Source organism: uncultured Nocardioides sp. (assembly GCF_947488025.1).
Classification (GTDB): domain Bacteria; phylum Actinomycetota; class Actinomycetes; order Propionibacteriales; family Nocardioidaceae; genus Nocardioides.
This window is the reverse complement of record NZ_CANKYS010000005.1, coordinates 126489-150167: the sequence shown is the minus strand read 5'-3', so window position 1 is coordinate 150167 and position 23679 is coordinate 126489. Positions and strand designations below refer to the sequence as shown.

General features: G+C 72.6%; 25 protein-coding genes. 12 read left to right on the top strand and 13 right to left on the bottom strand.

Annotated features, from left to right (window positions below; genetic code table 11):
- Positions 1-85 precede the first annotated feature (85 nt).
- Positions 86-856, top strand: coding sequence for a hypothetical protein (locus tag Q1B24_RS10810; protein WP_299927709.1), 771 nt, complete (start codon positions 86-88; stop codon positions 854-856).
- A gap of 62 nt (positions 857-918) precedes the next feature.
- Positions 919-1686 carry an alpha/beta fold hydrolase gene (locus tag Q1B24_RS10805; protein WP_299927706.1) on the top strand — a complete coding sequence of 256 codons (768 nt, stop codon included), beginning with the start codon at positions 919-921 and terminating at the stop codon, positions 1684-1686.
- A 19-nt stretch (positions 1687-1705) separates the two neighbouring features.
- Here the strand turns inward: Q1B24_RS10805 and Q1B24_RS10800 are convergent, their stop codons facing one another.
- Positions 1706-2242, bottom strand: coding sequence for a CGNR zinc finger domain-containing protein (locus tag Q1B24_RS10800; protein ID WP_299927703.1), 537 nt, complete (start codon positions 2240-2242; stop codon positions 1706-1708).
- Positions 2243-2280: 38 nt separating this feature from the next.
- On the opposite strand from Q1B24_RS10800, the gene Q1B24_RS10795 reads away from it, so the two are divergent.
- Entirely contained in the window at positions 2281-3291 is a 1011-nt protein-coding gene (locus Q1B24_RS10795) for a DMT family transporter (RefSeq protein WP_299927700.1), read from the top strand.
- Here the strand turns inward: Q1B24_RS10795 and Q1B24_RS10790 are convergent.
- Entirely contained in the window at positions 3269-4243 is a 975-nt protein-coding gene (locus tag Q1B24_RS10790; protein ID WP_299928076.1) for an AI-2E family transporter, read from the bottom strand. The genes Q1B24_RS10795 and Q1B24_RS10790 overlap by 23 nt on opposite strands.
- 42 nt (positions 4244-4285) lie before the next feature.
- On the opposite strand from Q1B24_RS10790, the gene Q1B24_RS10785 reads away from it, so the two are divergent.
- Entirely contained in the window at positions 4286-4549 is a 264-nt protein-coding gene (locus tag Q1B24_RS10785) for a hypothetical protein (RefSeq protein ID WP_299927697.1), read from the top strand.
- Positions 4550-4611: 62 nt separating this feature from the next.
- On the opposite strand, the gene Q1B24_RS10780 is transcribed toward Q1B24_RS10785, so the two are convergent.
- From Q1B24_RS10780 to Q1B24_RS10770, 3 genes are all read right to left on the bottom strand, one after another.
- Entirely contained in the window at positions 4612-5943 is a 1332-nt protein-coding gene (locus Q1B24_RS10780) for a hypothetical protein (RefSeq protein ID WP_299927694.1), read from the bottom strand.
- Positions 5944-6103: 160 nt separating this feature from the next.
- Positions 6104-7444 (bottom strand): crotonyl-CoA carboxylase/reductase, encoded by a 1341-nt coding sequence (gene ccrA, locus Q1B24_RS10775; RefSeq protein ID WP_299927691.1) that lies wholly within the window; start codon positions 7442-7444, stop codon positions 6104-6106.
- Between the two features lie 161 nt (positions 7445-7605).
- A complete protein-coding gene (locus Q1B24_RS10770) occupies positions 7606-8346 on the bottom strand; it encodes a GntR family transcriptional regulator (protein WP_299927688.1) in 741 nt (246 codons plus the stop codon).
- A 71-nt stretch (positions 8347-8417) separates the two neighbouring features.
- Between Q1B24_RS10770 and Q1B24_RS10765 the strand changes: the two genes are divergently transcribed.
- The 5 genes from Q1B24_RS10765 to Q1B24_RS10745 are packed head-to-tail and all read left to right on the top strand — an operon-like array spanning position 8418 to position 12739.
- Complete coding sequence (locus Q1B24_RS10765; RefSeq protein WP_299927686.1) at positions 8418-9698, top strand: NRAMP family divalent metal transporter; 1281 nt, start codon at positions 8418-8420, stop codon at positions 9696-9698.
- The gene (locus tag Q1B24_RS10760) at positions 9695-10459 is read left to right on the top strand and encodes a 5-oxoprolinase subunit PxpA (RefSeq protein WP_299927683.1); all 765 of its coding nucleotides are present in this window, start codon (positions 9695-9697) and stop codon (positions 10457-10459) included. The genes Q1B24_RS10765 and Q1B24_RS10760 overlap by 4 nt, the downstream gene beginning before the upstream one ends.
- Entirely contained in the window at positions 10456-11085 is a 630-nt protein-coding gene (locus tag Q1B24_RS10755) for an allophanate hydrolase subunit 1 (protein WP_299927680.1), read from the top strand. The genes Q1B24_RS10760 and Q1B24_RS10755 overlap by 4 nt, the downstream gene beginning before the upstream one ends.
- Positions 11082-11945 carry a biotin-dependent carboxyltransferase family protein gene (locus Q1B24_RS10750; RefSeq protein ID WP_299927677.1) on the top strand — a complete coding sequence of 288 codons (864 nt, stop codon included), beginning with the start codon at positions 11082-11084 and terminating at the stop codon, positions 11943-11945. The genes Q1B24_RS10755 and Q1B24_RS10750 overlap by 4 nt, the downstream gene beginning before the upstream one ends.
- Entirely contained in the window at positions 11942-12739 is a 798-nt protein-coding gene (locus tag Q1B24_RS10745) for a putative hydro-lyase (RefSeq protein ID WP_299927674.1), read from the top strand. The genes Q1B24_RS10750 and Q1B24_RS10745 overlap by 4 nt, the downstream gene beginning before the upstream one ends.
- A gap of 18 nt (positions 12740-12757) precedes the next feature.
- Here Q1B24_RS10745 and mce read toward each other — a convergent pair whose 3' ends face one another.
- Both mce and Q1B24_RS10735 read right to left on the bottom strand, forming a co-directional pair.
- The gene (mce, locus tag Q1B24_RS10740) at positions 12758-13207 is read right to left on the bottom strand and encodes a methylmalonyl-CoA epimerase (protein WP_299927672.1); all 450 of its coding nucleotides are present in this window, start codon (positions 13205-13207) and stop codon (positions 12758-12760) included.
- 87 nt (positions 13208-13294) lie between these two features.
- Positions 13295-14053, bottom strand: a complete 759-nt coding sequence (locus tag Q1B24_RS10735; protein ID WP_299927669.1) for a LamG domain-containing protein — start codon at positions 14051-14053, stop codon at positions 13295-13297.
- A gap of 261 nt (positions 14054-14314) precedes the next feature.
- On the opposite strand from Q1B24_RS10735, the gene Q1B24_RS10730 reads away from it, so the two are divergent.
- Both Q1B24_RS10730 and meaB read left to right on the top strand, forming a co-directional pair.
- Entirely contained in the window at positions 14315-15520 is a 1206-nt protein-coding gene (locus Q1B24_RS10730) for an acetyl-CoA C-acetyltransferase (protein ID WP_299927666.1), read from the top strand.
- 7 nt (positions 15521-15527) lie between these two features.
- Positions 15528-16514: a methylmalonyl Co-A mutase-associated GTPase MeaB gene (meaB, locus tag Q1B24_RS10725; RefSeq protein WP_299927663.1), complete on the top strand. Its 987-nt coding sequence runs from the start codon at positions 15528-15530 to the stop codon at positions 16512-16514.
- On the opposite strand, the gene Q1B24_RS10720 is transcribed toward meaB, so the two are convergent.
- The 3 genes from Q1B24_RS10720 to Q1B24_RS10710 all read right to left on the bottom strand — a co-directional run bounded on the left by Q1B24_RS10720 (position 16511) and on the right by Q1B24_RS10710 (position 18540).
- Positions 16511-16999 carry a hypothetical protein gene (locus Q1B24_RS10720; RefSeq protein ID WP_299927660.1) on the bottom strand — a complete coding sequence of 163 codons (489 nt, stop codon included), beginning with the start codon at positions 16997-16999 and terminating at the stop codon, positions 16511-16513. The two genes, meaB and Q1B24_RS10720, sit on opposite strands and share 4 nt — an antisense overlap.
- Positions 17000-17158: 159 nt before the next feature.
- Positions 17159-17887: an SDR family oxidoreductase gene (locus Q1B24_RS10715; protein WP_299927657.1), complete on the bottom strand. Its 729-nt coding sequence runs from the start codon at positions 17885-17887 to the stop codon at positions 17159-17161.
- A gap of 77 nt (positions 17888-17964) precedes the next feature.
- On the bottom strand, positions 17965-18540 hold the full coding sequence (locus Q1B24_RS10710; protein WP_299927654.1) for a GtrA family protein: 576 nt from the start codon (positions 18538-18540) through the stop codon (positions 17965-17967).
- 57 nt (positions 18541-18597) lie between these two features.
- Here Q1B24_RS10710 and Q1B24_RS10705 point away from each other — a divergent pair, with 57 nt between their 5' ends.
- Entirely contained in the window at positions 18598-19542 is a 945-nt protein-coding gene (locus Q1B24_RS10705) for a tetratricopeptide repeat protein (RefSeq protein WP_299927651.1), read from the top strand.
- A 6-nt stretch (positions 19543-19548) separates the two neighbouring features.
- On the opposite strand, the gene ppdK is transcribed toward Q1B24_RS10705, so the two are convergent.
- The 3 genes from ppdK to Q1B24_RS10690 are packed head-to-tail and all read right to left on the bottom strand — an operon-like array spanning position 19549 to position 23675.
- Positions 19549-22212, bottom strand: coding sequence for a pyruvate, phosphate dikinase (gene ppdK / locus Q1B24_RS10700; RefSeq protein ID WP_299927648.1), 2664 nt, complete (start codon positions 22210-22212; stop codon positions 19549-19551).
- Between the two features lie 14 nt (positions 22213-22226).
- Positions 22227-22967, bottom strand: a complete 741-nt coding sequence (locus tag Q1B24_RS10695) for an NUDIX hydrolase (RefSeq protein ID WP_299927645.1) — start codon at positions 22965-22967, stop codon at positions 22227-22229.
- A 9-nt stretch (positions 22968-22976) separates the two neighbouring features.
- Positions 22977-23675 (bottom strand): hypothetical protein, encoded by a 699-nt coding sequence (locus Q1B24_RS10690; RefSeq protein WP_299927641.1) that lies wholly within the window; start codon positions 23673-23675, stop codon positions 22977-22979.
- Between the last annotated feature and the right edge of the window lie 4 nt (positions 23676-23679).

Sequence of the window (23679 nt, the reverse complement as noted above, 5' to 3'; positions counted from 1 at the left end):
ACATCGTCGGGGGTCGATGGGCGGCCTGCTCTTGCAGGTCCGCAGCCGAGCGCACGACCTTGCTGCCGCTGCGTATTCTGGGGCCATGGAACTCGTGCTCCTGCTGGTCGTCATCGGCGGCCTCGTCGCCGTCGCCGTCGGCGCGGGAAAGACGGGCAAGAAGCGGGAGCTGGCGCGGGCCGACGCCGAGGTCGCACCGGTGAAGAAGCTGGCCGAGGAGGACGTCACCGCCCTCGGCGTGGAGCTGCAGGACCTCGACATCGACCTGGCCGGGCACCCGCTCGACGCGGGCGCCAACGCCGACTACCAGCGCGCCCTCGACGCCTACGAGTCCGCCAAGACGGCCGCCGCCGCGCTCACGCGTCCCGAGGACGTCAAGCACGTCACCGAGATCCTCGAGGACGGTCGCTACGCGATGGCGTGCGTGCGGGCGCGGGTGGCGGGTGAGCCGCTGCCGCAGCGCCGCCCGCCGTGCTTCTTCGACCCCCGGCACGGCCTGTCGGTCGCCGACGTGCCGTGGACCCCGCCGAGCGGCGCTCAGCGCGACGTCCCTGCGTGCGCGCTCGACGTCGAGCGGGTGCGTGCCGGCGCCGAGCCCGACATCCGCAAGGTGATGGTCGGCTCGCGCCGGGTGCCCTACTGGCAGGGCGGCCGGGCCTACCAGCCCTACGCGCAGGGCTACTTCGGGGCCTTCTCGCCGATGGACTGGATGTTCATGGGCATGCTCTTCGGCGGCGGCTTCGACGGTCTCGGCGAGGGCATCGGGGCGATCGGCGAGGGCCTCGGCGACATGTTCGGGGGCATAGGCGACGGCATCGGCGGCATGTTCGACGGCTTCGACGGCTTCGACTTCTGACGCACGTCGCTCCGGGACGGGTCGGTGGCCGCCACCTGACCGGGCTGCGGGAGGATGGTCGGGTGAGCCTGCACCGCACCGAGCTCGGCGAGTCCGGGCCCCGCGTCGTCTTCTGCCACGGACTCTTCGGACAGGGCAAGAACTGGACGCAGGCGGCGAAGGCCCTCAGCACCGACCACCGGGTCATGCTCCTCGACATGCCCAACCACGGGCGCTCGCCCTGGACCGAGTCCTTCGACTTCCTCGAGCTGGCCGACCTGGTCGCTGCCGAGCTCGGCGACGAGCCGGTCGCCCTCGTCGGGCACTCGATGGGCGGCAAGATCGCGATGTGCCTCGCCCTGCGACACCCCGAGCTGGTCGAGCGGCTGGTCGTGGTCGACATCGCCCCGGCGGCCTACGAGAGCGGGCGGGAGTTCGTCGGCTACATCGAGACCATGCGTGGCCTCGACCTGGACTCCCTGGAGAGCCGCGGCGAGGCGGAGGCGGCGCTCGAGGAGGCGGTGCCCAACCGCGTGGTGCGCAGCTTCCTGCTCCAGAACCTCCGCCGCACCGACGACGGCTGGCACTGGCAGGTCAACCTCGACCTGCTCGGCGAGGAGATGGCCGCACTCGTCGGCTGGCCCGGCGAGGAGCTCGGTGACGCGTCGTACGACGGCCCGGTGCTGTGGGTCGGTGGCGCCCGCTCCGACTACATCTCCGACGACTACGCCCCGGAGATGGACCGCCGCTTCCCCCGCAACCGCCGCGTGCTCGTGAAGGACGCCGGCCACTGGGTCCACTCCGAGCAGCCGGAGGTCTTCCTCGAGGTGCTGCGGCGCTTCCTGCCCTGAGTCAGGCGGGCGGCGCTGGTCAGGTGCGCTGGCGCGCCCGGTAGGCCGCGACGGCCTCGCGGTTGCCGCACGTGGTCGAGCAGTAGCGCCGCGACCGGTTGCGCGACAGGTCGAGCACGACGTCGTCGCAGTCGTCGGCCGCGCAGGTGTCGAGGCGCGACATCTCGCCGGACCGGATGACGTCGACCATCGCCATCGCGGTCTCCACCACCACGCGCTCGTCGAGCGGGCGGTCGGGGTCGACGGCGTGGAGGTGCCAGTCCCAGTGGTGGTGGCGCTGCAGCTGGGGGAGCGCCCTGGCGCGCGCGAGCATGTCGTTGACGATGGCCGCCGCCTCGTCGCGCTCGGCGAGCAGCAGCGCACGCAGCGCCGGGCGGAGGCGGCGTACGGACTCGAGCTCGGCGGGGGTCGCGTCGTGCCGTCCGGTGTAGGGCCAGGAGGCGAGGAACGCCGACAGGTCGTCGACCGATCCCAGCGGCTGGCCGGGCTCGTCGGTGGAGTTGACCAGTGCGACGGCTGCCTGCAGCGCCGCGTCCGTGTCATCCGTGAAAAGCATGTTGACACATTACAGGGACCGCGCCTACGGTCATGACCGTGACGGCTTTGACCCATGACACTCGATCGTCGCGGACGGCGGCCGGACTCGTGCTGGCCGTGGCGTCCGCCGTCACCTTCGGCATGTCCGGGGCGCTGGCGCGTGGACTGCTCGACACCGGCTGGAGCGCCGGCGCGGCCGTCACGCTCCGCACCGTGATCGCGGCCCTCGTCCTCCTCGTGCCCGGCCTGCTGGCGCTGCGCGGTCGGATGCACCTGCTGCGCGCCAACGCCGGCCTCGTCACCGTCTACGGCCTCACGGCGGTCGCGGGCGCCCAGCTCTGCTACTTCTACGCGGTCACCTACATGCAGGTCAGCGTGGCGCTGCTGCTGGAGTACACCGCGCCGGTCGCGGTGGTCGTCTGGCTCTGGGTGCGCCACGGACACCGCCCGTCCGGGCTGACGGTGCTGGGGGCAGCGCTGGCCGCGGGTGGGCTGGTGCTCGTGCTCGACGTCGTCTCAGGCGCCGAGCTGAGCACGGTGGGAGTGCTGTGGGCGCTGGGCGCGATGGTCGGTGCGGCGAGCTACTTCATCATCTCCGCCGACGAGGGCAACGGCCTGCCGGGCATCAGCCTGGCTGCCGGCGGTCTCTTCGTGGCGAGCGTCGTGCTCGGGACGGCCGGGGCGGTCGGTGTCCTGCCGTTCCACGCGTCGACCGCGGACGCGGCGTACGACGGCTTCACGCTGCCGTGGTGGGTCACGGTCGTGCTGCTCGGGCTGGCCACCGCCGCCTTCGCCTACGTCACCGGCATCGAGGCCGGACGCCGCCTCGGGAGCCGACTGGCGTCCTTCGTCGCCCTCGGCGAGGTGCTCGCGGCCGTCGTCTGGGCCTGGCTGCTGCTCGGTGAGCTGCCCCGCCCGGTCCAGCTGGCCGGCGGTCTGCTGGTGCTGGCCGGCGTGGTCGTGGTCAAGCTGGGCGAGGGGCGTGCGCCACTCACGGTGGAGCCCCTGCCGGACCCCGAGCCCGAGCGTGACCTGGATCGTGACCTCAGCGGGCGTCCTGCCGCTTGAGGAACACCTCGCGGTGCAGCAGCAGCAGGGCAGCGGCCACCGGCACGGCCAGGAGGGCACCGACGATGCCCATCAACGACCCGCCCACGAGAGCTGCGACGACGGTCACCGATCCCGGGATGTCGACGGACTTCTTCATGATCCGCGGGTAGATGAAGTAGGACTCCACCTGCTGGTAGGCGATGTAGTAGATCAGCGCGATCAGCGCGACGGTCGGGGAGACCGTCAGGGCCAGGAGCGTCATGAGTGCTCCTGACACGAACGCACCCACGACCGGGATGAGGGAGAACAGCCCGACGACGAAGGCGAGCGCGAAGGCGTAGTCACCGAGCCCGACGACGAACGAGAAGATCAGCGTGCTCAGGCCCGCGCAGACCGCGACGAGGAACGCACCGGCGACGTAGGCACCGGTGGACCGGATGATCTTGTCGCCCAGCTCGCTGACCCGCGGCCGCTTCGAGGCGGGCGCGAGGGAGTAGCCGGCGTGCTTGATGCTCGGGAGCGAGGCGAGGAAGTAGATCATCAGCACGACCACGATGAAGCTGTTGGCCACGGCGGAGAGCACCCGGAGGCCGACGCCGAGCGCGCCGCCGAAGACCCTCTCGCCGAAGTCGCCGTTCTGGACGTAGTCGCGCGCCTTGGCGATGACGTCGTAGCGGTCGTCGAGCTTCTGCACCTGCGCGTTGGACTGCAGGTCGTCGAGCCAGCCAGGAGCATTGCGCGTGATGGCGGCGATCTGCTCACTGATCACCGGCGCGATGGCCACGACGAAGAGCGCCAGCACGCTGATCACCACGACGAGCACCAGGAGCACCGAGAGCCCGCGCCGCAGGCCGCGACGCATGAAGAGCTCCACGGTCGGGTTGAGCCCGATCGCGAGGAACATCGACATCACCAGCAGCACCAGGATCGAGGAGATGCTGAGCAGCTGCTCGCTCAGGAAGACCGCGATCAGCGCCCCGAGGGCACCGAAGAAGCCGATGTTGAACGGGGAGTGCCGCAGCAGCAGCGGAGCCGGCGCCGGGTCGGCGGGGACGTAGGGCGCCGGTGTGGCCTCGTCGACGACCAGGTCGGTGGCGTCGTCGATCTTCTCGGCGATGACGGAGGCGGAGCGGGCCGACTCCTCGGCCGCGTCCGCTGCGGCCTCGGCGCGGTCGGCGTCGTCGGTGACCTGGTCGACGACCTCCTCGAGCGCCTGGGGGAGCTCGGCGGGGTCGTCGGCGGCCCGGCGCAGCGCGACCGCCGCGTCGGAGGCTGAGCGTGGGTCGGCCGAGTCTCCGGGAGCGGAGGTGACGCGCTCCCGGAGGCGGTCGCGCCAGCTCAGGACTCGTCCTCGCCGAAGCCGGCGACCACGTCGCGCAGGGCACCGAGCTGGGCGGTGATGGCGTCGCGGCGCTTGGCGGCGCGGTCGACCTCGGCCTGGATGTTGGCCAGCTCGCGCTCGGCCTCGGCCACCCGGGTGGCCCCGATCGAGTCGGCCTGGGTGCGGGCCGAGGCGACGATCTGCTCGGCCTCACGCCGGGCCCGGGTGAGCAGGCCCTCGGACTCGCTCTGCGCCTGCTGGCGGTGGGCGTTGGCCTGGGCCGTCGCCTCGCGCGCCCGCTGCTCGGCGGCGTTCGCACGCGCTTCGGCCTCGGCGACCAGCCGCTGCGTCTCGGCGGTGGCGTTGCTGTGGTGCTCGGCGGCCTCGCGGGTGAGCCGCTCCTTCTCGACGGCGAGGGTGCGCCGCGCCTCCTGGACCTCGCGGTCGGCCGCGGCGCGCGCCTGCTCGGCCTCGCGGGTCGCGGTCACCCGCATCTCGTTGGTCTCCTGCTGGGCGGCGAGCCGGACCTGGTCGGACTCACGGCGGGCGGAGGCGAGGAGGTCCTCGGCCTCGGCCTTGGCGAGGCCGCGCTCGGTCTCGGCGTCGGCGGTCAGCCGCGCACGCATCTCGTCGAGCTCCTTGAGCTGCACCATGCGCATGTCGTCGGCCTCGCGCGCGGCGTCGGCACGGATGCTGTGGGCGTCGCGCTCGGCCTGGGTGCGGATCTCGTCGGCCTCGCGGCGGGCGGCGGTGCGCACGTCGGCCGCCTCGTCCTCGGCCATCTTGAGCATGGAGGTGGCGCGTCCGCCGAGCCCGGCATAGGTCGGGTTGGTGTTCTCCGCGACCTCCTGGCGCAGTCGCTCGAGCTCGGCCTCGAGCTCGATGACCCGCCCCTCGCTGTCGGCGAGGCTCGTGGCCAGGCCGGTCTTCTCGCTCTGGAGCTGGCCGACGCGCTGGTCGACGGCCGCCTTGTCGTAGCCGCCGCGACGCACCACCGGGAGCGGTGCGGCGGCGGTGGCGGGCACCGGCGGACGCGGCGCAGCCGCGGGGACGACCGGCGAGCGTCGGGTCGCCTCGGGCTCGGACGGAGCCGCGGCCCGGGCGGCAGGAGCAGCCGGGGCGGGGGAGGCGGGGGAGGGCGGGGGCGTCGGGCGGGAGGTCTCCGCGGCCGGCCGGGGAGCCGGCTTCGCGGGGCCTGCCTTCGGGTCGGTGCGCGGTTCGTCCTTCGGCGTGACCGGCAGCACCTGGGTCTCCTCCCCGGCGGTCTCGCCCGTGGCAGGGCCGGGGGAGGCCTTGCCGTCGGCGGAATCCGGCTCGTCGAAGATGGACAGGCCCTGGTCGGAAGCCATGGTGAGGCACCTCTCTCACGTCGTACGGACTGCGTCGGTGCCAGTCTCTCCGATGCCCCTCGAAAGACACACCCCGGCTCGCGGGCGACTTCGTACGAGTCGCGCGAACCGGGGTGTGAAAGGTCTCAGGCCGGTCTCGGGGCCGAGACCCCAGGCGGGATCAGACCCCGCGGAACCGGTTGATGGCGCTCTCGTGCTGGGCGCGCATCTCGTGGTCGAGGACGCCGAGACCCTCCTCAGGGGCGAGGCAGAGCACGCCGACCTTGCCCTGATGGGCGTTCTGGTGGACGTCGAGCGAGGCCTGGCCGACCTCCTCGAGCGTGTAGGTCTTCGAGAGGGTCGGGTGGATCTTGCCCTTGGCGATGAGGCGGTTGGCCTCCCACGACTCGCGGTAGTTGGCGAAGTGGCTGGAGATGATGCGCTTGAGGTTCATCCACAGGTAGCGGTTGTCGTACTCGTGCATGTAGCCCGAGGTCGACGCGCAGGTGGTGATGGTGCCGCCCTTGCGGGTGACGAACACGCTCGCGCCGAACGTCTCGCGGCCGGGGTGCTCGAAGACGATGTCGATGTCCTCGCCGCCGGTGAGCTCACGGATGCGGGCGCCGAAGCGCTTCCACTCCTTGGGGTCCTGCGCGGTGCCCTCGTCGTTCCAGAACCTGTAGCCCTCCTCGGAGCGGTTGATGATCAGCTCCGCGCCCATGCTGCGGGCGATCTGGGCCTTCTCCTCGTTGGAGACCACGCACACGGGGGTGGCGCCGCCGTTGAGGGCGTACTGCGTGGCGAAGCCGCCGAGGCCGCCGGACGCACCCCAGATGAGGACGTTGTCGCCCTGCTTCATGTCGCCACCGTTCTTGCTGACCAGCTGGCGGTACGCCGTGCAGTTGACGAGGCCGGGGGAGGCGGCCTCCTCCCAGGTGAGGTGCTCGGGCTTGGGCATCAGCTGGTTGGCCTTGACCATCGCGACGTCGGCAAGACCACCGAAGTTGGTCTCGAAGCCCCAGATGCGCTGCTCGGTGTCGAGCATCGTGTCGTTGTGGCCGTCGGGGCCCTCGAGCTCGACCGAGAGGCAGTGCGCCACGACGCGGTCGCCCGGCTTCCACTTCGTGACGCCGGGGCCGGTCTTGAGCACGACGCCGGACAGGTCGGAGCCGACGACGTGGTACGGCAGGTCGTGGCGCTTGGTCAGCTCGCTGTTGCGGCCGTAGCGCTCGAGGAAGCCGAAGGTGGACACCGGCTCGAAGATCGAGGTCCACACGGTGTTGTAGTTGATCGCGCTGGCCATCACGGCCACGAAGGCCTCGCCGGGGCCGAGCTCGGGCAGCGGGACCTGGTCGACGTGGAGGGACTTGCGGGGGTCCTTCTCCTTCGCCGTCAGGCCCTCGAACATGTCCACCTCGTCCTTCTTCACGAAGGCGGCGCGGTAGGACTCCGGGAGCTCGAGACCGGCGAAGTCCTCCGAGGTCGCGCTGTCGGACTGGATCGCTTCGAGGATGGTGTGCACGGGCTGGCTCCTGGGGCGTCGGGGGCGTCGGGGGCTCGGGTGCGTGAAAGGTACCGACGGGTATATGTCGTGTCACCCGAGTGTGACCTACGCCGCGGCCCCCGGCTCGTTGGATCGATCCAGTCCATTCCGAGGGGGTGCGACCGGGCCCCGAGGCGTGCTCAGGCGCGGTCGCGGAACGCCGCGACGAGCTGCGTCTGGGCAGCCGTCAGGTAGGTGTCGAGACGGTCCGCCGCGCCCTGGCGGTCACCCGCGCCGAGCAGGTCGGCGATGGTGGCGTTCTCCTCGAGGTAGGGCTGGTGGAAGCGCCGGGGCTCGCCCATCTGGTGGAAGAACAGGCGCATCTCGGCGAGCAGCAGGTGCATCTGGGCGTCGAGGCGGGGGCTGCCGGCCAGCGCCACGACGGCCCGGTGGAAGTGCTGGTTGGCCGACGCGACCGCGTCCCAGTCGCCGCGCGCGCCGGCCTCGCGGCCCTCGGTCACGGCGGCAGCCACGGCGGCGACCCGCGCAGGCGTGTGGCCGGTGCCGTGGGCGAGCGCGGCCGGCTCGACGAGGCGGCGTACGCGGTAGACGTCCTCGACGTCGGCGACCTCGGGGGTGGCCACGACCACGCCGCGGTGCGGCTCGCGCACGAGGATGCGCTCGGCGACCAGCTGGCTCAGTGCCTCGCGCAGGGTGTTGCGGGAGACGCCGAGCGCGGCGGCGAGGCGCTCCTCGGGAAGGCGGGTGCCCGAGCGGAGATGGCCTTCGACCACCTGCTCGCGCACCACCCGGGCGGCGCGGTCCGCGGAGGTGCTCATGACCGTGCGCTCCGCCCGGCGCGCCGCGAGGACCTCGTCGAGCACCACGTCGAGGTCGGTGTGTCCGCGGCCCATGGGGCTCGCGGGGTCGGTGGTGCCCATGTGTCACAGCGTAGGGGAGTTGTCAGGTTCGGGGTATTGAAGAATTGTTGAACAATCCTTAGGGTCCCGGTATGACCCAGAACACACCAGGCGAGACCCCCGCCGGATCACCGGCGGCCAGCACCGGCACCAGCGCCGGGACCGGGACCGGGACCGCGGGGGAGTCCGGATTCAACCGGACGGCCGTGATGGGCGCCGTCTTCCTCATGGCGACCAGCGCCATCGGGCCGGGCTTCATCACCCAGACGGCCAACTTCACGATCACCCTGGGCGCGGCCTTCGCCTGCGCGATCGCGATCTCGATCGTCGTCGACATCGCCGTCCAGATGAACGTGTGGCGCGTGATCGGCGTCTCCGGCCTGCGCGCCCACCAGCTCGGCAACGCGGTCGTGCCGGGGGTCGGCTTCCTGCTCGCCGCGCTGGTGTTCGCCGGCGGCGTGGTCTTCAACATCGGCAACATCGCCGGTGCCGGGCTCGGCGCCAACGCCATGCTGGGCGTGGACCCCCGCGTCGGCGGTGCGGCGTCGGCCGCCATCGCGGTGGGGATCTTCCTGAGCCGACGTGCCGGTGTGGCGCTCGACCGGATCGTGGTGCTCCTCGGCCTGCTGATGATCGTGGCCACCCTGGTGATCGCCATCACCACGTCACCGCCGGTCGGGGAGGCGCTGGTCAGTGTCGTCGCGCCGGACACGTTCGACTTCGTGGCGACCACCACCATCATCGGCGGCACCGTCGGCGGCTACATCACCTACGCCGGCGCCCACCGGTTGCTCGACTCCGGGCTGTCCGGTCCCGAGCACGTCCGCGACATCACCCGCAGCTCGGTCGTGTCCATCCTGGTGACCGGCTTGATGCGGATCCTGCTCTTCCTGGCGATCCTGGGCGTCGTCGCGGGCGGCGCGGTGCTCTCGCAGGACGCGGTCGGCGGGCCCGCGGGCTCCGCCTTCAGCGCCGCGGCGGGCGAGGCGGGCCTGCGCGTCTTCGGGGTGATCCTGTGGTCGGCGGCGCTCACGTCGGTCATCGGTGCGGCGTACACGTCCGTGTCGTTCGTGACCACGTCGGCGACGGCCGAGCGCACCCGCAACCTGATAACCGTCGCCTTCATCGCCTTCTGCGCGGTGGTCTACCTGGTCATCGAGCAGGCACCCACCCAGCTGCTGATCTTCGCCGGCACCTTCAACGGGCTGATCCTCCCGATCGGGTTCGGGGTGCTGCTGTGGGTCGCCTGGCGCCGTCGCGACCTGCTCAACGGCTACCGCTACCCGGCGTGGCTGCTGGTCGTCGGCGCGCTCGCCTGGCTGCTGACGCTCTACCTCGGCTACAACGCGCTGCTGATGCTGGGTGACCTGTGAGCGCCCCGCGGATCGACCTCAACAGCGACGTCGGCGAGTCGTTCGGTCGCTGGGAGCTCGGTGACGACGAGCAGGTGCTCCAGGTCGTCACGAGTGCCAACGTGGCCTGCGGCTTCCACGCCGGTGACGCCTCGACGCTGCGGCAGTGCTGCGAGACGGCGGCGCGTCACGGCGTGGTCGTCGGGGCGCAGGTGGGATACCGCGACCTGGCCGGCTTCGGTCGCCGGTTCGTCGACTACCACCCCGTCGAGCTGGCTGACGAGGTGATCTACCAGATCGGTGCGCTCGAGGCGCTCGCCCGGGTCGCCGGGACCCGCGTCGCCTACGTCAAGCCGCACGGGGCGCTCTACAACGCGACCGTGCACCACGACGTGCAGGCGCGGGCGGTCGTGGCAGCCGTGCGGGCCTACGACCCGTCCCTGCCGGTGCTCGGGCTGCCCGGGTCGCGGCTGCTGGCCGTGGCCGAGGAGGCCGGGTTGCGCACGGTCCGCGAGGCGTTCGCCGACCGGGCCTACACCCCGGAGGGCACCCTCGTCGCGCGGTCGGAGCCGGGGTCGGTGCTCACCGACGCCGTGGCGGTCGCCGAGCGGGTCGTGCGCCTGGTCACCGACGGCACGCTGGTCGCGATCGACGGCTCGAGCGTGCGGGTGGAGGCCGACTCGGTGTGCGTCCACGGTGACAGCCCCGGCGCCGTCGCGATGGCCGAGGCCGTCCGCGACGGGCTCGCCGCGGAGGGTGTCGCACTGGGGGCCTTCGCATGACGGGCGGGGTGCGGCTGCTGCCCTACGGTGACCGCGCGCTGCTGGTCGAGCTGGGCTCGACGGGCGAGGCCGTGGCCTACGCCGCCGCCCTGCGCGCCCTCGGCGCGGACGCGGTCGGCGAGATCGTCCCTGCCGCGCGCACGGTCCTCGCCGTCGCGGGCGAGGGCGCTGCGGTCTCCGACCTGCGCCAGGTCCTCGCGGGCGTCTGCCCGGCTGCCGGCAGTGTCGACGCGGACGACACCCCCCTGGTCGAGGTGCCGGTCGTCTACGACGGCGACGACCTCGCCGACGTCGCGGAGCTGACCGGCCTCTCGGTCGAGGAGGTCGTCGCCGCCCACACCGGTCAGACGTGGCAGGTGGCCTTCGGCGGCTTCGCGCCCGGCTTCGGCTACCTGATCGGCGAGGACGACCGCCTGCACGTGCCCCGCCGTGCGGAGTCCAGGACGCGGGTGCCGGCCGGTGCGGTCGGGCTGGCGGGGGAGTACTCCGGGATCTACCCGCGCGCCTCGCCCGGCGGGTGGCAGCTCCTCGGGCGGACCGACGCCACCTTGTGGGACATCGAGCGGGACCCGCCGGCCCTGCTCGCCCCGGGCGTGCGCGTGCGTTTCGTGCAGGTGCCGCGATGACCCGGGCCATGCGCGTGCACGCGACCGGGCCGCTGGCGCTGGTGCAGGACCTCGGGCGCAGCGGGCTGTCCGGCGTCGGCGTCGGTCGCTCGGGCGCGGCCGACCGGGGTGCACTGCGCCAGGCCAACCGTGCGCTCGCCAACCCCGAGCACGCCGCTGCCGTCGAGGCGACGTTCGGCGGCCTGGAGGTGGCGGTGCTCGACGAGGGGGTGTGGTGCTGCGTCACCGGCGCCGCGTGCGCGGTGCAGGTGGACGGGCGCGACGTCGGCTCGCACGCGGTGTTCTTCGCCGAGCCGGGCGCCCGCATCGTGCTGGGCCGACCGGGTGCGGGCCTGCGGTCCTACCTCGGCGTCCGCGGCGGGGTCGCTCCCGGCGAGGTGCTCGGCTCGCGCTCCAGCGACGTCCTCTCCGGTCTCGGCCCGCCGCCGCTCGAGGTCGGCGACGTGCTGCCGGTCGGCGTGCCCGCCGACCGCTTCCCGCACGTCGACTCAGTCACCGCTCCCGACCTCGCCGGGGAGGTGGTGCTGCGCGCCGTGCGCGGCCCCCGCGACGGCTGGGTCGACGACGTCGACGCGCTGGTGGCCACCCCGTGGTCGGTGACCGAGCGCAGCAACCGGGTCGGCATGCGGCTCGGCGGGCACGCCCTGCGTCCGGCCCGCGACCAGGAGCTGCCGAGCGAGGGCGCCTGGCGCGGCGCCGTCCAGGTGCCGCCGAGCGGCGAGCCGGTGCTCTTCCTCGCCGACCACCCGGTCACCGGCGGCTATCCGGTGGTGGCGGTCGTCGTCGACGCCGACGTCGACCGTGCCGCACAGCTGCGCCCCGGGGACCCGGTGCGCTTCCGATGGGTGGAGGCCCCATGACTGCTCGACCGACCGACGACCGTGCCGCGCTCGCCCCGGGCGCGGCACGCCGACTCTTCCGCGACGGCCTGGTGACGCCCACCGCCGGCTGGAGCAAGGGCTGGACCCAGGCCAACCTGATGGTGCTGCCGCGCGACCTCGCGCTCGACTTCCTGGTCTTCGCCCAGCGCAACCCCAAGCCGTGCCCGGTGCTGGACGTCCTCGAGGCGGGCCAGGTCGCGGGCCCGTTGCTCGACGGCGACGTCCGCACCGACCTGCCCGCCTACCGCGTGTACGTCGACGGCGAGCTCGCCGAGGAGACCGCCGACGTGTCGGCGTGGTGGCGCGACGACCTGGTGTCGTTCCTCATCGGCTGCAGCTTCACCTTCGAGTCCGCGCTGGCCGAGGGCGCCGTGCCGGTCCGGCACGTGGAGCAGGGGGTCAACGTCCCGATGTACGTCACCGACCGCCGGTGCCGCGCTGCCGGGGCGATCTCCGGGCCGCTGGTGGTCTCGATGCGCCCGGTCCCGGCCGCGCAGGTCGCCGACGCCGTCCGCATCACCTCGCGCTACCCCGCGGTCCACGGGGCGCCGGTCCACGTGGGGGACCCCGCGGCGCTGGGGATCGGTGACCTGGGCGTGCCCGACTTCGGCGACCCGGTCGACGTACGTCCCGGCGAGGTGCCGGTGTTCTGGGCCTGCGGCGTGACCCCGCAGGCCGCGGTCATGGAGTCGCGACCCCCGCTCGCGATCGCCCACGCCCCCGGCCACATGCTCGTCACCGACGCGCGCGACAGCGACTACCTGGTGCCGTGAGCCCTGGGGCGATCGGAATCAGTGTGCGTGGCGGGCGGGCTCGACGAGCTCGACCAGCACGCCGCCGGCGTCCTTGGGGTGGATGAAGTTGACGCGGCTGTCGGACGTGCCGCGCCTTGGCGCGTCGTAGAGCAGGCGCAGGCCGCGCCCGCGCAGCACCTCGGCCACGTGCTCGACGTCGTCGACGCGGAAGGCGAGCTGCTGGATCCCCTGGCCGTTGCGCTCGAGGAACTTGGCGATGGTCGACTCGGGGGTGAGCGGCGCCAGGAGCTGGATGCACGAGCCGGAGTCACCCACCCCGACCATGGCCTCACGGACCCCTTGCTCCTCGTTGACCTCCTCGTGGAGGACCTCCATGCCGTAGGCCTCGCGGTAGAAGGCCGTCGCCGCGTCGAGGTCGGGCACGGCGATGCCCACGTGGTCGATGGCGGTGAAGAGGTGCCGGACGTCGCTCAGCTCGGGGGTCATGGGGTCATGCTGTACGACGCCGGGCGCCGGGGCGAGGGTGTGTGACGGTCGCCACTCCCGAGGCCCCGGGCCGGCGTCGCTGCAGGCCTACTGGGCCAGGCCGGCGTCGTCGTCGTAGTGGCCGATGACGGCTGCGGCGTCGATGTCACCGATGAAGCCGAGCGGGCTGGCGCACGGGCCGGCGTAGTCGCCGAGGAAGAAGTCGTCACCGTCGGGCATGCCGTAGGAGATGCTCACCGGGGCAGCCACCGGCGCGCCGACCTGGGCGCCGTCGACGTACAACCGCAGCTCCTGGCCGTCGAACGCGCCCCGGACGGTGTGCCACGCGCCGTCCCACAGCGCGGACCCGGCGTCGGCCGACAGGTGGGCCTGCGTCCCGTCGGAGACGTAGAACTGGAGTCCGCCGTCCTCGCCGGTGTAGAGGCCGTAGGACGCTCGGTCGCACTGGAGGGCGCCCTTGGACATCACGTAGCGGAACGCGCCGGGACCGGTGCTGCGCACCCGCGCCAGGACGGTGACGCCGTCCGGCTCGAGCGACGGGGCGTCGGGCATCCGGACGGTCTGGGATCCGGAGAAGCGGAGTGCGGCCCGCTTGAGGAGGAACAGGCGGGGCAGGGAGATCCACTCCGGGTCCTGCGCGTCCGCGCTCGACGTCGAGCCGAGCTGGCCGCGGTTGCCGCTGAAGGAGAGGTCGTTCGCCACCTGTCCGGACCCCTCGTTGAGCAGCCACAGACCGGCCAGGTCGTCGGTACGCGCGCCGGCGGGCGGGGCGGCCAGCGTCACGGCGAGTGCGGCGGCCGTGGCCACGGCCGCGACGGAGGTGGAGGTACGGCGGAACCGGATCATCGGGCACTCCTCGGTGGTGGGGGGTGAAGGCGATTCCCCGAGGACCGCGACTGAGACCAGCCCATCACGGTCAGCCACCCGTAGGGGTGTGCGGCGGGAGGGGCTCCCACATTTTGGTGACTCACGGTCCGAGGGGCCCCTCCCTGTGACGAGCGCCTCACCCGGGCCGGAGGGGACACCCTCCCGGCGGGGGTGGCGCGGTGGGTAGTGTCCGAAGGAGCACGACCCCCGAATCTCGAACCGATCGCTGGAGGCACCGTCATGTCCGACTCGGCCCACTCAATCTCGGTCATCGTCTCGGGGGCTCGCACCCCGATCGGCCGCCTGCTCGGCGGCCTCAAGGACCAGACGGCCGCCGACCTGGGTGGCGTCGCCATCAAGGGCGCCCTCGACAAGGCGGGCGTCGCCGGCGACCAGGTCGACTACGTGATCATGGGCCAGGTCATCCAGGCCGGCGCCGGGCAGAACCCGGCCCGGACCGCCGCGGTGAAGGGTGGCATCCCGATGTCGGTGCCCTCCATCACGATCAACAAGGTGTGCCTCTCCGGCCTCAACGCGATCGCGCTGGCCGACCAGCTCGTGCGGGCCGGGGAGTGCGAGATCGTCGTGGCCGGCGGCATGGAGTCGATGACCCAGGCCCCGCACTTCCTGCCGAAGTCGCGCGAGGGCGTGAAGTTCGGAGACGTGAAGCTGGTCGACTCGATGGCGTACGACGCGCTCTTCGACCAGTTCACCTCGCAGGCGATGGGCCTGCTCACCGAGGAGTGCAACGCGGCCGGTGCCAACCTGACGCGCGAGGAGCAGGACACCTTCGCGGCGTACTCGCACCAGAAGGCCGCGGTCGCCTGGAAGAACGGCGTGTTCGCCGACGAGGTGGTCCCCGTGGAGATCCCGCAGCGCAAGGGCGACCCGGTCGTGGTGAGCGAGGACGAGGGCGTCCGCGGCGACACCACCGTGGAGTCCCTCGGCAAGCTCCGCCCCGCCTTCAGCAAGGACGGCACCGTCACCGCCGGCTCGGCCTCGCAGATCTCCGACGGCGCCGCCGCGGTGGTCGTGATGAGCAAGGCCAAGGCCGAGGAGCTGGGCCTGACGTGGCTCGCCGAGATCGGCGCGCACGGCCAGGTGGCCGGTCCCGACTCGACCCTGCAGCTCCAGCCTGCAGCCGCGACCGCGAAGGCGTGCGAGAAGGAGGGGATCTCGCCCACCGACCTCGACCTGGTCGAGTTCAACGAGGCGTTCGCCGCCGTCGGCATCGCGTCGGCGCGCGAGCTGGGCATCGAGGACGCCAAGGTCAACGTCAACGGTGGTGCCATCGCGCTCGGGCACCCGGTCGGCATGTCCGGCACCCGGGTCGTGCTCACGCTCGCCCTCGAGCTGCAGCGTCGCGGCGGCGGTGTCGGCGCGGCTGCGCTCTGCGGTGGCGGCGGCCAGGGCGACGCCCTGATCGTCCGCGTCCCGTCTGCGTGAGGAACGGGTGACGTCCGGCGTCGCGAGGCGGGGAGCCCACGCGGTCCCCGACCTCGTCGCGCGGGCACGTCAGGGTGACCCGGCTGCCGTCGCCCGGCTGATCAGCCTCGTCGAGGACGCCTCGCCGCTCCTGCGCGAGGTGATGGCGGCTCTCGGTCCCGACGCCGGCCGCGCCCACGTGCTGGGCATCACGGGTGCCCCCGGCGTCGGGAAGTCCACCTCGACCAACGCCCTCGTCGCGGCGATGAGACGCGCGGGCAAGCGCGTCGGCGTGCTGGCGATCGATCCCTCCTCGCCCTTCTCCGGCGGTGCCCTGCTCGGTGACCGGGTGCGCATGGGCGACCACGCCCTCGACCGTGACGTCTACATCCGCTCGATGGGCGCGCGCGGCCACCTCGGCGGCCTGGCGTGGTCGACGCCCCAGGCGGTGCGGGTCCTCGACGCCGCCGGGTGCGACGTGGTCGTGGTGGAGACCGTCGGCGTCGGCCAGAGCGAGGTCGAGGTCGCGGGGCTGGCCGACACCACCTTGGTGCTCCTGGCACCCGGGATGGGTGACGGCATCCAGGCCGCCAAGGCGGGGATCCTCGAGATCGGGGACGTGTACGCCGTCAACAAGGCCGACCGCGAGGGAGCCGACCGCACGCGGCGCGAGCTCCGGACGATGCTCGCGATGGCGGAGCGTCGAGACGGTGCGTGGCGTCCGCCCGTCGTCCAGACGGTGGCCAGCACGGGAGCGGGCATCGAGGACCTGCTGGCGGAGGTCGACCGGCACGCGGCCTGGCTGCGCGAGTCGGGCGAGCTCGCCCGCCGGCGTACGCTCCGGGCCCGCCGCGAGGTCGAGGCGATCGCCCTGGCGGCGCTGCGCGAGCGGTGGGGCCGTGCCGGCTCCGGCGCCGACCTCGACGCGCTCGCCGGGCGGGTGGTCGCGGGCGAGGTGGACCCCTACGCCGCTGCCGACGAGCTGCTCGACGACGAGCGCCGGGCGCCGGGCTAGGCGGGACCCGTCAGGGCCAGGTGGATGTCGTCGGCGAGCCGGCGGGTCCAGGCCTCGAGCACCTGCACGCTCACACCCTGCGCGCTGACGGTGAGCAGGTGGCGCTCACCTGCCGATGGCACGGACGCGATCACGGTGTGGCACATCCCCACCGTGAGCTCGACCGTGTCGACCGCGTGCTCCGGATCCGGTCCGCCGGCGGCACGCGCCGCGAACGCCGCCCTGCTCTGGCGCGCGACCCGGGCGATGTCGTCCTGGGTGAGGCCGTGGACGGCCACCGCGTCGCCGTCCGCCGTGGCGAGCAGCGCCGACGTCGGACCGTCGATGGCCCCGAGCACGTCGACGAGCGACGCCCACAGGGGAGCGACCGGCGAGCCGGGTCCCGGCGACTGCTCGACGAGCTTCTCGCGTCCCCGGCGTGGGACGCGCCCGGGCCGGGAGACGCCCCGCGCGAGCGGGTGGGGGGAGACCAGGTCTGCAGTCAAGGAGACGTCCTTCCGAGCGAGGGAGCTGCCGACCCGAGACGGCGAGGGACTCTGTGGATCCCGCGTTGCTTCCGTGTGGGTGAAATGTAACCTCGCCCGGCGGTCGCTCGAGGTGATTCGCCGATCTTGACCGTGACGCGCACGGGCTAGTCGGTCCGCTCAGCTGATCCGCAGGGTCTGCCCGGTGATGCGGGCGGCGGCGCTGCTCGCGAGGAACAGGGCGGCGTCGGTGACGGCGTCACCCACCCGGGGCTGGGAGCGGACCAAGGTCCCGCCGGCGACCCGGCTGCCGCCGACCGGGGCGCTGGGGGCGAACTGCCGGGGGAGCACGGAACGGCTCTCCTGCAGCACGGAGTTGACGCGGACGCCGAGGCCGGCCCAGTTGCGCCCGGCGCGGGCGGTCGACTCGGCCAGCTCACGCCGGGCGGCCTCCGGCGTGCTGGACAGCTGCAACCAGCTGGTCACGGCACCGGTGTTGACGACGCACCCACCGCCGAGGGCGGGGCTCTGCCCGAGCTTGAGCCGGAGCCGGGTCGTCAGGAACGTCGGTCCCAGCAGCCCCGAGCGGGCGGCGTGGGCGATGAACGCCTGCTCGCCGGGCGGCAGGCCGTAGGGCAGGTGGCAGGAGGCTGCGAGCACGAGGACGTCGATGTGGTTGACCGTGCCGACGAGGTGGTCGATCGACTCCTGCCGGGCGAGGTTGACCGACTCGTAGTCGAAGGCGGAGAGGTCGTTGTCGTAGAGGGAGCGCAGCATCATCGTGCCCGTGACGGTCACCGACGCGCCGGAGGAGGCGAAGGCCGAGGCGATGCTGTGTCCCTCGCCCCGCGTGCCACCGATGACCAGCACCTGGTAGCCGTTGAAGTCGTACGACCCCGCAGTCGTCATGGCGTGGCGCCCTCCCCGTCGAAACCCCGGCATGTTCTACCACGCGGTAGCAGTCCGGCGACAGGTGCCGACGCGCCTCAGGGCACGGGTACGTCGTCGCGCTGGGGTTCCTCGACGAGGCCGAGCCGGGCGCTGCGCACGGCCGCGAAGGTCCACAGCTTGTTGAGCACGAACGCCAGCGGCGTCACCAGGGTGATCACGATCAGCTGGGACCAGTAGAGGCGGTTGCGGAGACCGGAGGAGTCGTCGAAGACGTCACGCGGCAGGCTGAGGGGGGAGCCGGGATGCATGAGGAGCGTGAGGAGGGCCAGACCGATCACCTGGCCGACGAGGCCCACCACCAGGAACGGCCAGTACTCGCGCCACCACCGGGCGGCGAGGTTGCTCTTGAACGTCCACGTGCGGTTGAGCTGGAAGTTCGACAGGTTGGCCACCAGGAAGGCGATCGTCGAGTACACGTGGTACCAGCGCAGGTTGAACCCGGTGGAGCCGAGCGCGACGACCGCCTCGTCGAAGTGCGGTCCGAACCGGCGCAGGACCACCAGGGTCAGCAGGTTGACCAGCACGCCGGATGCGCCCACGATGCCGAAGCGGACGAGGAGGCCGACGTTGCGCCGGTGGCGCGTCATCAGGGCGGCTGCCCGGATTCCCATGCCCCGAGGCTACCGACCCCCTCTCCCCGACGTGGCGCGTCTCCCTAGGATTGAGCCATGACGCAGCAGCCGTTCAGCCGCCCAGGAGCCATCGACCTCTCCGGTCTCGGCCGGCCCGCCGCCCCGGCCGGCGCGCCCGCCCCCGGCCCGGCCGCCCCGGGCGCGCCCGCCGACGCCCGTTCCTACAGCGTGGTCGTGGACGAGCAGGGCTTCCAGGCCCTCCTCGAGCAGTCGACGACCGCTCCGGTGCTCCTCGCCTTCTACTCCCGGACCCGGATGCCGGAGAGCGGGCAGCTCGCCGACGACCTCGCGACCGTGGTGGAGGAGCACGAGGGCCGCTACCTGCTCGGCCTCGTCGACATCGACGCGGTGCCGCAGATCGCCCAGGCGATGCAGATCCCGTCGATCCCGCTGGTCGTCGCCGTGGTCGACGGTCGCCCGATGCCGCTGCTGCAGGACCCGCTCCCCATCGACGAGCTGCGCACCGCCCTCACCCAGGTCGGCCAGCAGCTCACCGCCCAGGGCATCACTGGCCGCCACCAGCCACGGTCCGGGGGAGCTCCCGCGGCCGAGGGCGAGGAGGAGGTCGTCGACCCGCGCTACGCGCCCGCCCAGGACGCGCTCGCCGCAGGTGACGTCGACGCCGCGGTCGCGGAGTACCAGAAGCTGGTCGACGCCAACCCGGCCGACGTGGAGGCAGCCGGTGGGCTCGCCATCGCCAAGGTCATGCAGCGCACGCAGGGCGTCGACCTCAACGCCGCGCGTGCCGCTGCGGCCGACGCCCCCGACGACGTCGACGCCCAGACCATGGTGGCCGACCTCGACATGCTCGGCGGGCACGTCGACGACGCCTTCACCCGGTTGGTCAACCTGGTCGCACGCACCTCCGACAAGGACCGGGAGCAGGCGCGCGACCACCTCCTCGGCCTCTTCGCCGCGGTCGGCAACGACGACCCGCGGGTGCTCGCGGCGCGCCGCAACCTGGCGTCCGCCCTCTTCTGACCGGGGTCAGCGCCGCTTGAGCACCGCGCGGCCGGCCTCCAGCCGCGCCACGGGCACCCGGAACGGGGAGCACGAGACGTAGTCGAGTCCCACGGTGTCGAAGAAGTGGACCGACAGCGGGTCGCCGCCGTGCTCTCCGCACACCCCGACCTTGAGAGCGGGCTTGACCTCGCGGCCCTTCGTGGTCCCCATCTCGACCATGCCACCGACGCCGAGCTGGTCGAGCGACTCGAACGGCGAGACGTCGAAGATGCCGTGCTCGAAGTAGCGGGAGAAGAACGCCGACTCCACGTCGTCGCGCGAGAAGCCCCAGGCCATCTGCGTGAGGTCGTTGGTGCCGAAGGAGAAGAAGTCCGCCGACTTCGCGATCCGGTCGGCCAGGAAGGCCGCACGCGGCAGCTCGATCATCGTCCCGATCGCGATGTCCAGCTTCATGCCGCGGTCCTCCTGGACCTCGGCGATCACCCGGTCGATCTCGGCGCGGACGATCGCCAGCTCACGCACGCTGGCCACGAGCGGCACCATGATCTCGGGGCGGGGTGCACCGTGGACCTGCTGCCGGTCGGCGGCGGCCTCGGCGATGGCCCGTGCCTGCATCCGGAACAGCCCGGGGATCTGGATGCCGAGGCGCACCCCGCGGAGGCCGAGCATCGGGTTCTGCTCGTGCAGCCGCCGGACGTGGGTGAGGAGGGTCGAGGCGCGCTCGTCGACCTCCCCGCGCTCCTCCGCGATCGCCACCTCCACGCTGAGCTCGGTGATGTCGGGCAGGAACTCGTGGAGCGGCGGGTCGAGCAGCCGGATCGTCACCGGCAGCCCGTCCATCGCCTCGAGGATCTCGGTGAAGTCCTGGCGCTGCAGCGGCAACAGCTCGGCGAGCGCGGCCTCCACGCCCTCCTCGTCCTGCGCGACGATGAGCTTCTCGACGAGCTCGCGGCGCTCGCCGAGGAACATGTGCTCGGTCCGGCACAGCCCGATGCCCTGGGCGCCGAAGCGCCGGGCCCGGGCCGCGTCGTCGGGGGTGTCGGCGTTGGTGCGCACGCGGAGCCGGCGGGCACCGTCGGCGTGGGCCATGATGCGGGCGACGGCGTGGGCCAGGTCGGCGTCGAGCTTCTCGCCCTCGAAGTGGCGCACGACCACCGAGTCCGCGACGGGCACGGCGCCGGCGAAGACCTCGCCGGTGGTGCCGTCGATCGAGATCACGTCGCCCTCGCGGACGGTCTCGCCGTCGCGGACGCGGAACTCCTTGGCCCGGGTGTCGACGTCGAGCGACTCGGCGCCGCACACGCACGTACGTCCCATGCCGCGGGCGACGACGGCCGCGTGGGAGGTCTTGCCGCCCCGACTGGTGAGGATGCCGCGGGCGGCGACCATGCCGCGCAGGTCGTCGGGGTTGGTCTCCTTGCGGACCAGGATGACGTCCTCCCCGCGCTCGGCCCACTCCACGGCGGTGTCGGAGTCGAAGACGGCCTTGCCGACGGCAGCACCGGGGGAGGCGTTCATGCCGGTCGCGAGCAGCGAGCGCGCGGCGGACTCGTCGAAGCGCGGGAACATGAGCTGCGCGAGCTGGTCGCCCGTGACACGGAGGACGGCCTCGTCCATCTGGATCAGGCCTTCGTCGACCATGTGGACGGCGATGCGGAACGCCGCCTCGGGCGTGCGCTTGCCGACGCGGGTCTGCAGCATCCACAGCTTGCCGCGCTCGACGGTGAACTCGATGTCGCACATGTCGCGGTAGTGGCGCTCGAGGCGCGTCATGATGTCGAGCAGGTCGTCGTGGGACTTCCGGTCGATCTCGGCCATGTCGGCCAGCGGCACCGTGTTGCGGATGCCGGCGACGACGTCCTCGCCCTGCGCGTTCTGGAGGTAGTCGCCGTACTGGCCCTGTGCACCGCTGGCGGGGTCGCGGGTGAAGGCGACGCCGGAGCCGGAGTCCATGCCGAAGTTGCCGAACACCATCGCCTGCACGTTGACGGCGGTGCCGAGGTCCTCGGGGATCCGCTCCTGGCGGCGGTAGAGGCGGGCACGGTCGGTGTTCCAGGAGTCGAAGACGGCGCAGATGGCGAGGTCCATCTGCTCGCGCGGGTCCTGCGGGAAGTCGCGGCCGGTCTGCTCCTTGATGATCGCCTTGAACGTCTCCACCACGCCGCGCAGGTCGTCGGCGTCGAGGTCGAGGTCGGAGTCGGTGCCCTTGGCCCGCTTGGCCTCGTCGAGGGCCTCGGAGAACAGCTCGGAGTCGACGTGGAGCACCGTGCCGCCGAACATCTGCAGCAGCCGGCGGTAGGAGTCCTGGGCGAACCGGTCGGACTCGCTCCTGGCGGCGAGCCCACCGACCGAGGTGTCGTTGAGGCCGACGTTGAGGACCGTCTCCATCATGCCGGGCATGGAGAACTTGGCGCCCGAGCGCACCGACACCAGCAGCGGGTCGTCGGCGTCGCCGAGCTTCTTGCCCATGGCCTCCTCGAGCGCCGCGAGGTGCTCGGTGACCTCCTCGTCCAGCCCCTCCGGCTCGCCGCCCTCGGCGAGGTAGGCGCGGCAGGTCTCGGTGGAGATCGTGAAGCCCGGCGGGACCGGCAGGCCGAGGTTGGTCATCTCGGCCAGGTTGGCGCCCTTGCCGCCCAGGAGATCCTTCTGGTCCTTGCTGCCCTCTGCGAAGTCGTACACCCAGGTCATGGAGGCATCCTGCCTCAGCGACCGGACTCCGTATACGGCTGATCGCCCTCGACCGCGGCGCGCACCCTCCGAGAGGTGAAGTCGGCGGCCAGCTCCTCGACCTCCTCCAGCGTGCAGAAGCGCACGTCGCGGATCTCGCGCTCCTGCATGACCACCCCGGCCAGCACCTCGGGCCCGTGCGTGCCGCCGTCGAAGACCAGGCACACGGCGTCGTCCCAGCCGCCCCACGCGGGCAACCAGTCGGTGAGCACGAGCGCGCCGGGCTCGATCGCGAGGCCGAGCTCCTCCTCCACCTCGCGCTGGACGGCCACGCGCGGCGACTCCCCGACCTCGACCACGCCGCCGGGCAGGTCCCAGTCGCGCTTGTAGGTCAGCTGGCACAGCAGTACCCGGCCCTCGCGGTCGCGCACGAGCATCTGCGAGATGGCGCGCTTGCGGGGGAGGAAGGAGTTGAGCAGCGACCGGAAGCCGCCCGGCTCCTGCACCGGCGTGTCGGTGACCAGCCGCGCGTAGACCACGCGGTCGGCCTGCTCGCCGTCCTGGCCGAGCTCGCGTCGTACGCCCTCGCGGTGCATGCCCGCCCACGTGGCGGCCCGCTGGGCGCCGGTGTCGGCGGCGTCCACGTGGACCTCGACCCGGCTGTGGTCGACGAGGGCTGCAGCGACCTCGCGCCGCAGCTCATCGGTGCTGACCTCGCCCTCCCACGCCAGGCGGGCGACGCCGTCGCCGGACGTCACGGAGATGGGGCTGGGCACTCCCTCACCCTAGCGAGGCGCTGTCAGCGTCAACCTCGCCACGTGTGCCCGGGCGAGACTCGCCGCCTCGTCCGGGCGGAGCCGCCCGACGCTCACCGCCAGCCCGAGCCCGTCCACCACCACCTGCAGCACCTGCGCGTGGTGCGCGACCGCTGCGGCGGCGAGATCGTCATCGTGCTGCTGCCTCGCGGCCACCACGACGTCGACCTCGCCCCCGGGCGATGTCGCAGAGCGCGGAGGCTCGATGCTGGCATGCAGCACGTCGGGCGGGACGTAGCCGTGGTTCGCGATCACAAAGCGGTGGTGCACTGGTCCGCCGTCCTCGTCCTCGTCATCGATGTCCGCGTCGGACGGCACGGCCGCCGTCGTCGGAGCGGCGATGACGAGCCGCCACCACACCAGCTCCTCGGCGACCTGCTCCGGCACCGATGGGATGAGGGGCAACAGCAGGCGCGCACCGGCGTCGGCACCCGTGGCACGGGTAGCCGGCGTGAGCCGCCGCCTGCGCCGGTAGGCCACCTCGTTGAGGGCGAGGCGACGCAGGTCGGCCTCCGGGTCGAGCAGGCGCCGGATCGTGCTGATCGAGGTGGCCAGCACACGAGCCATCGCATGCCGGCTGAGACGGTCGACGCCGTGGTCGCGCACGAGCGTGAAGCTGGCCAGCTCGAAGCAGGCGAACCGTCCGGCGTAGTCGACGAGCTTGGGCACTCGC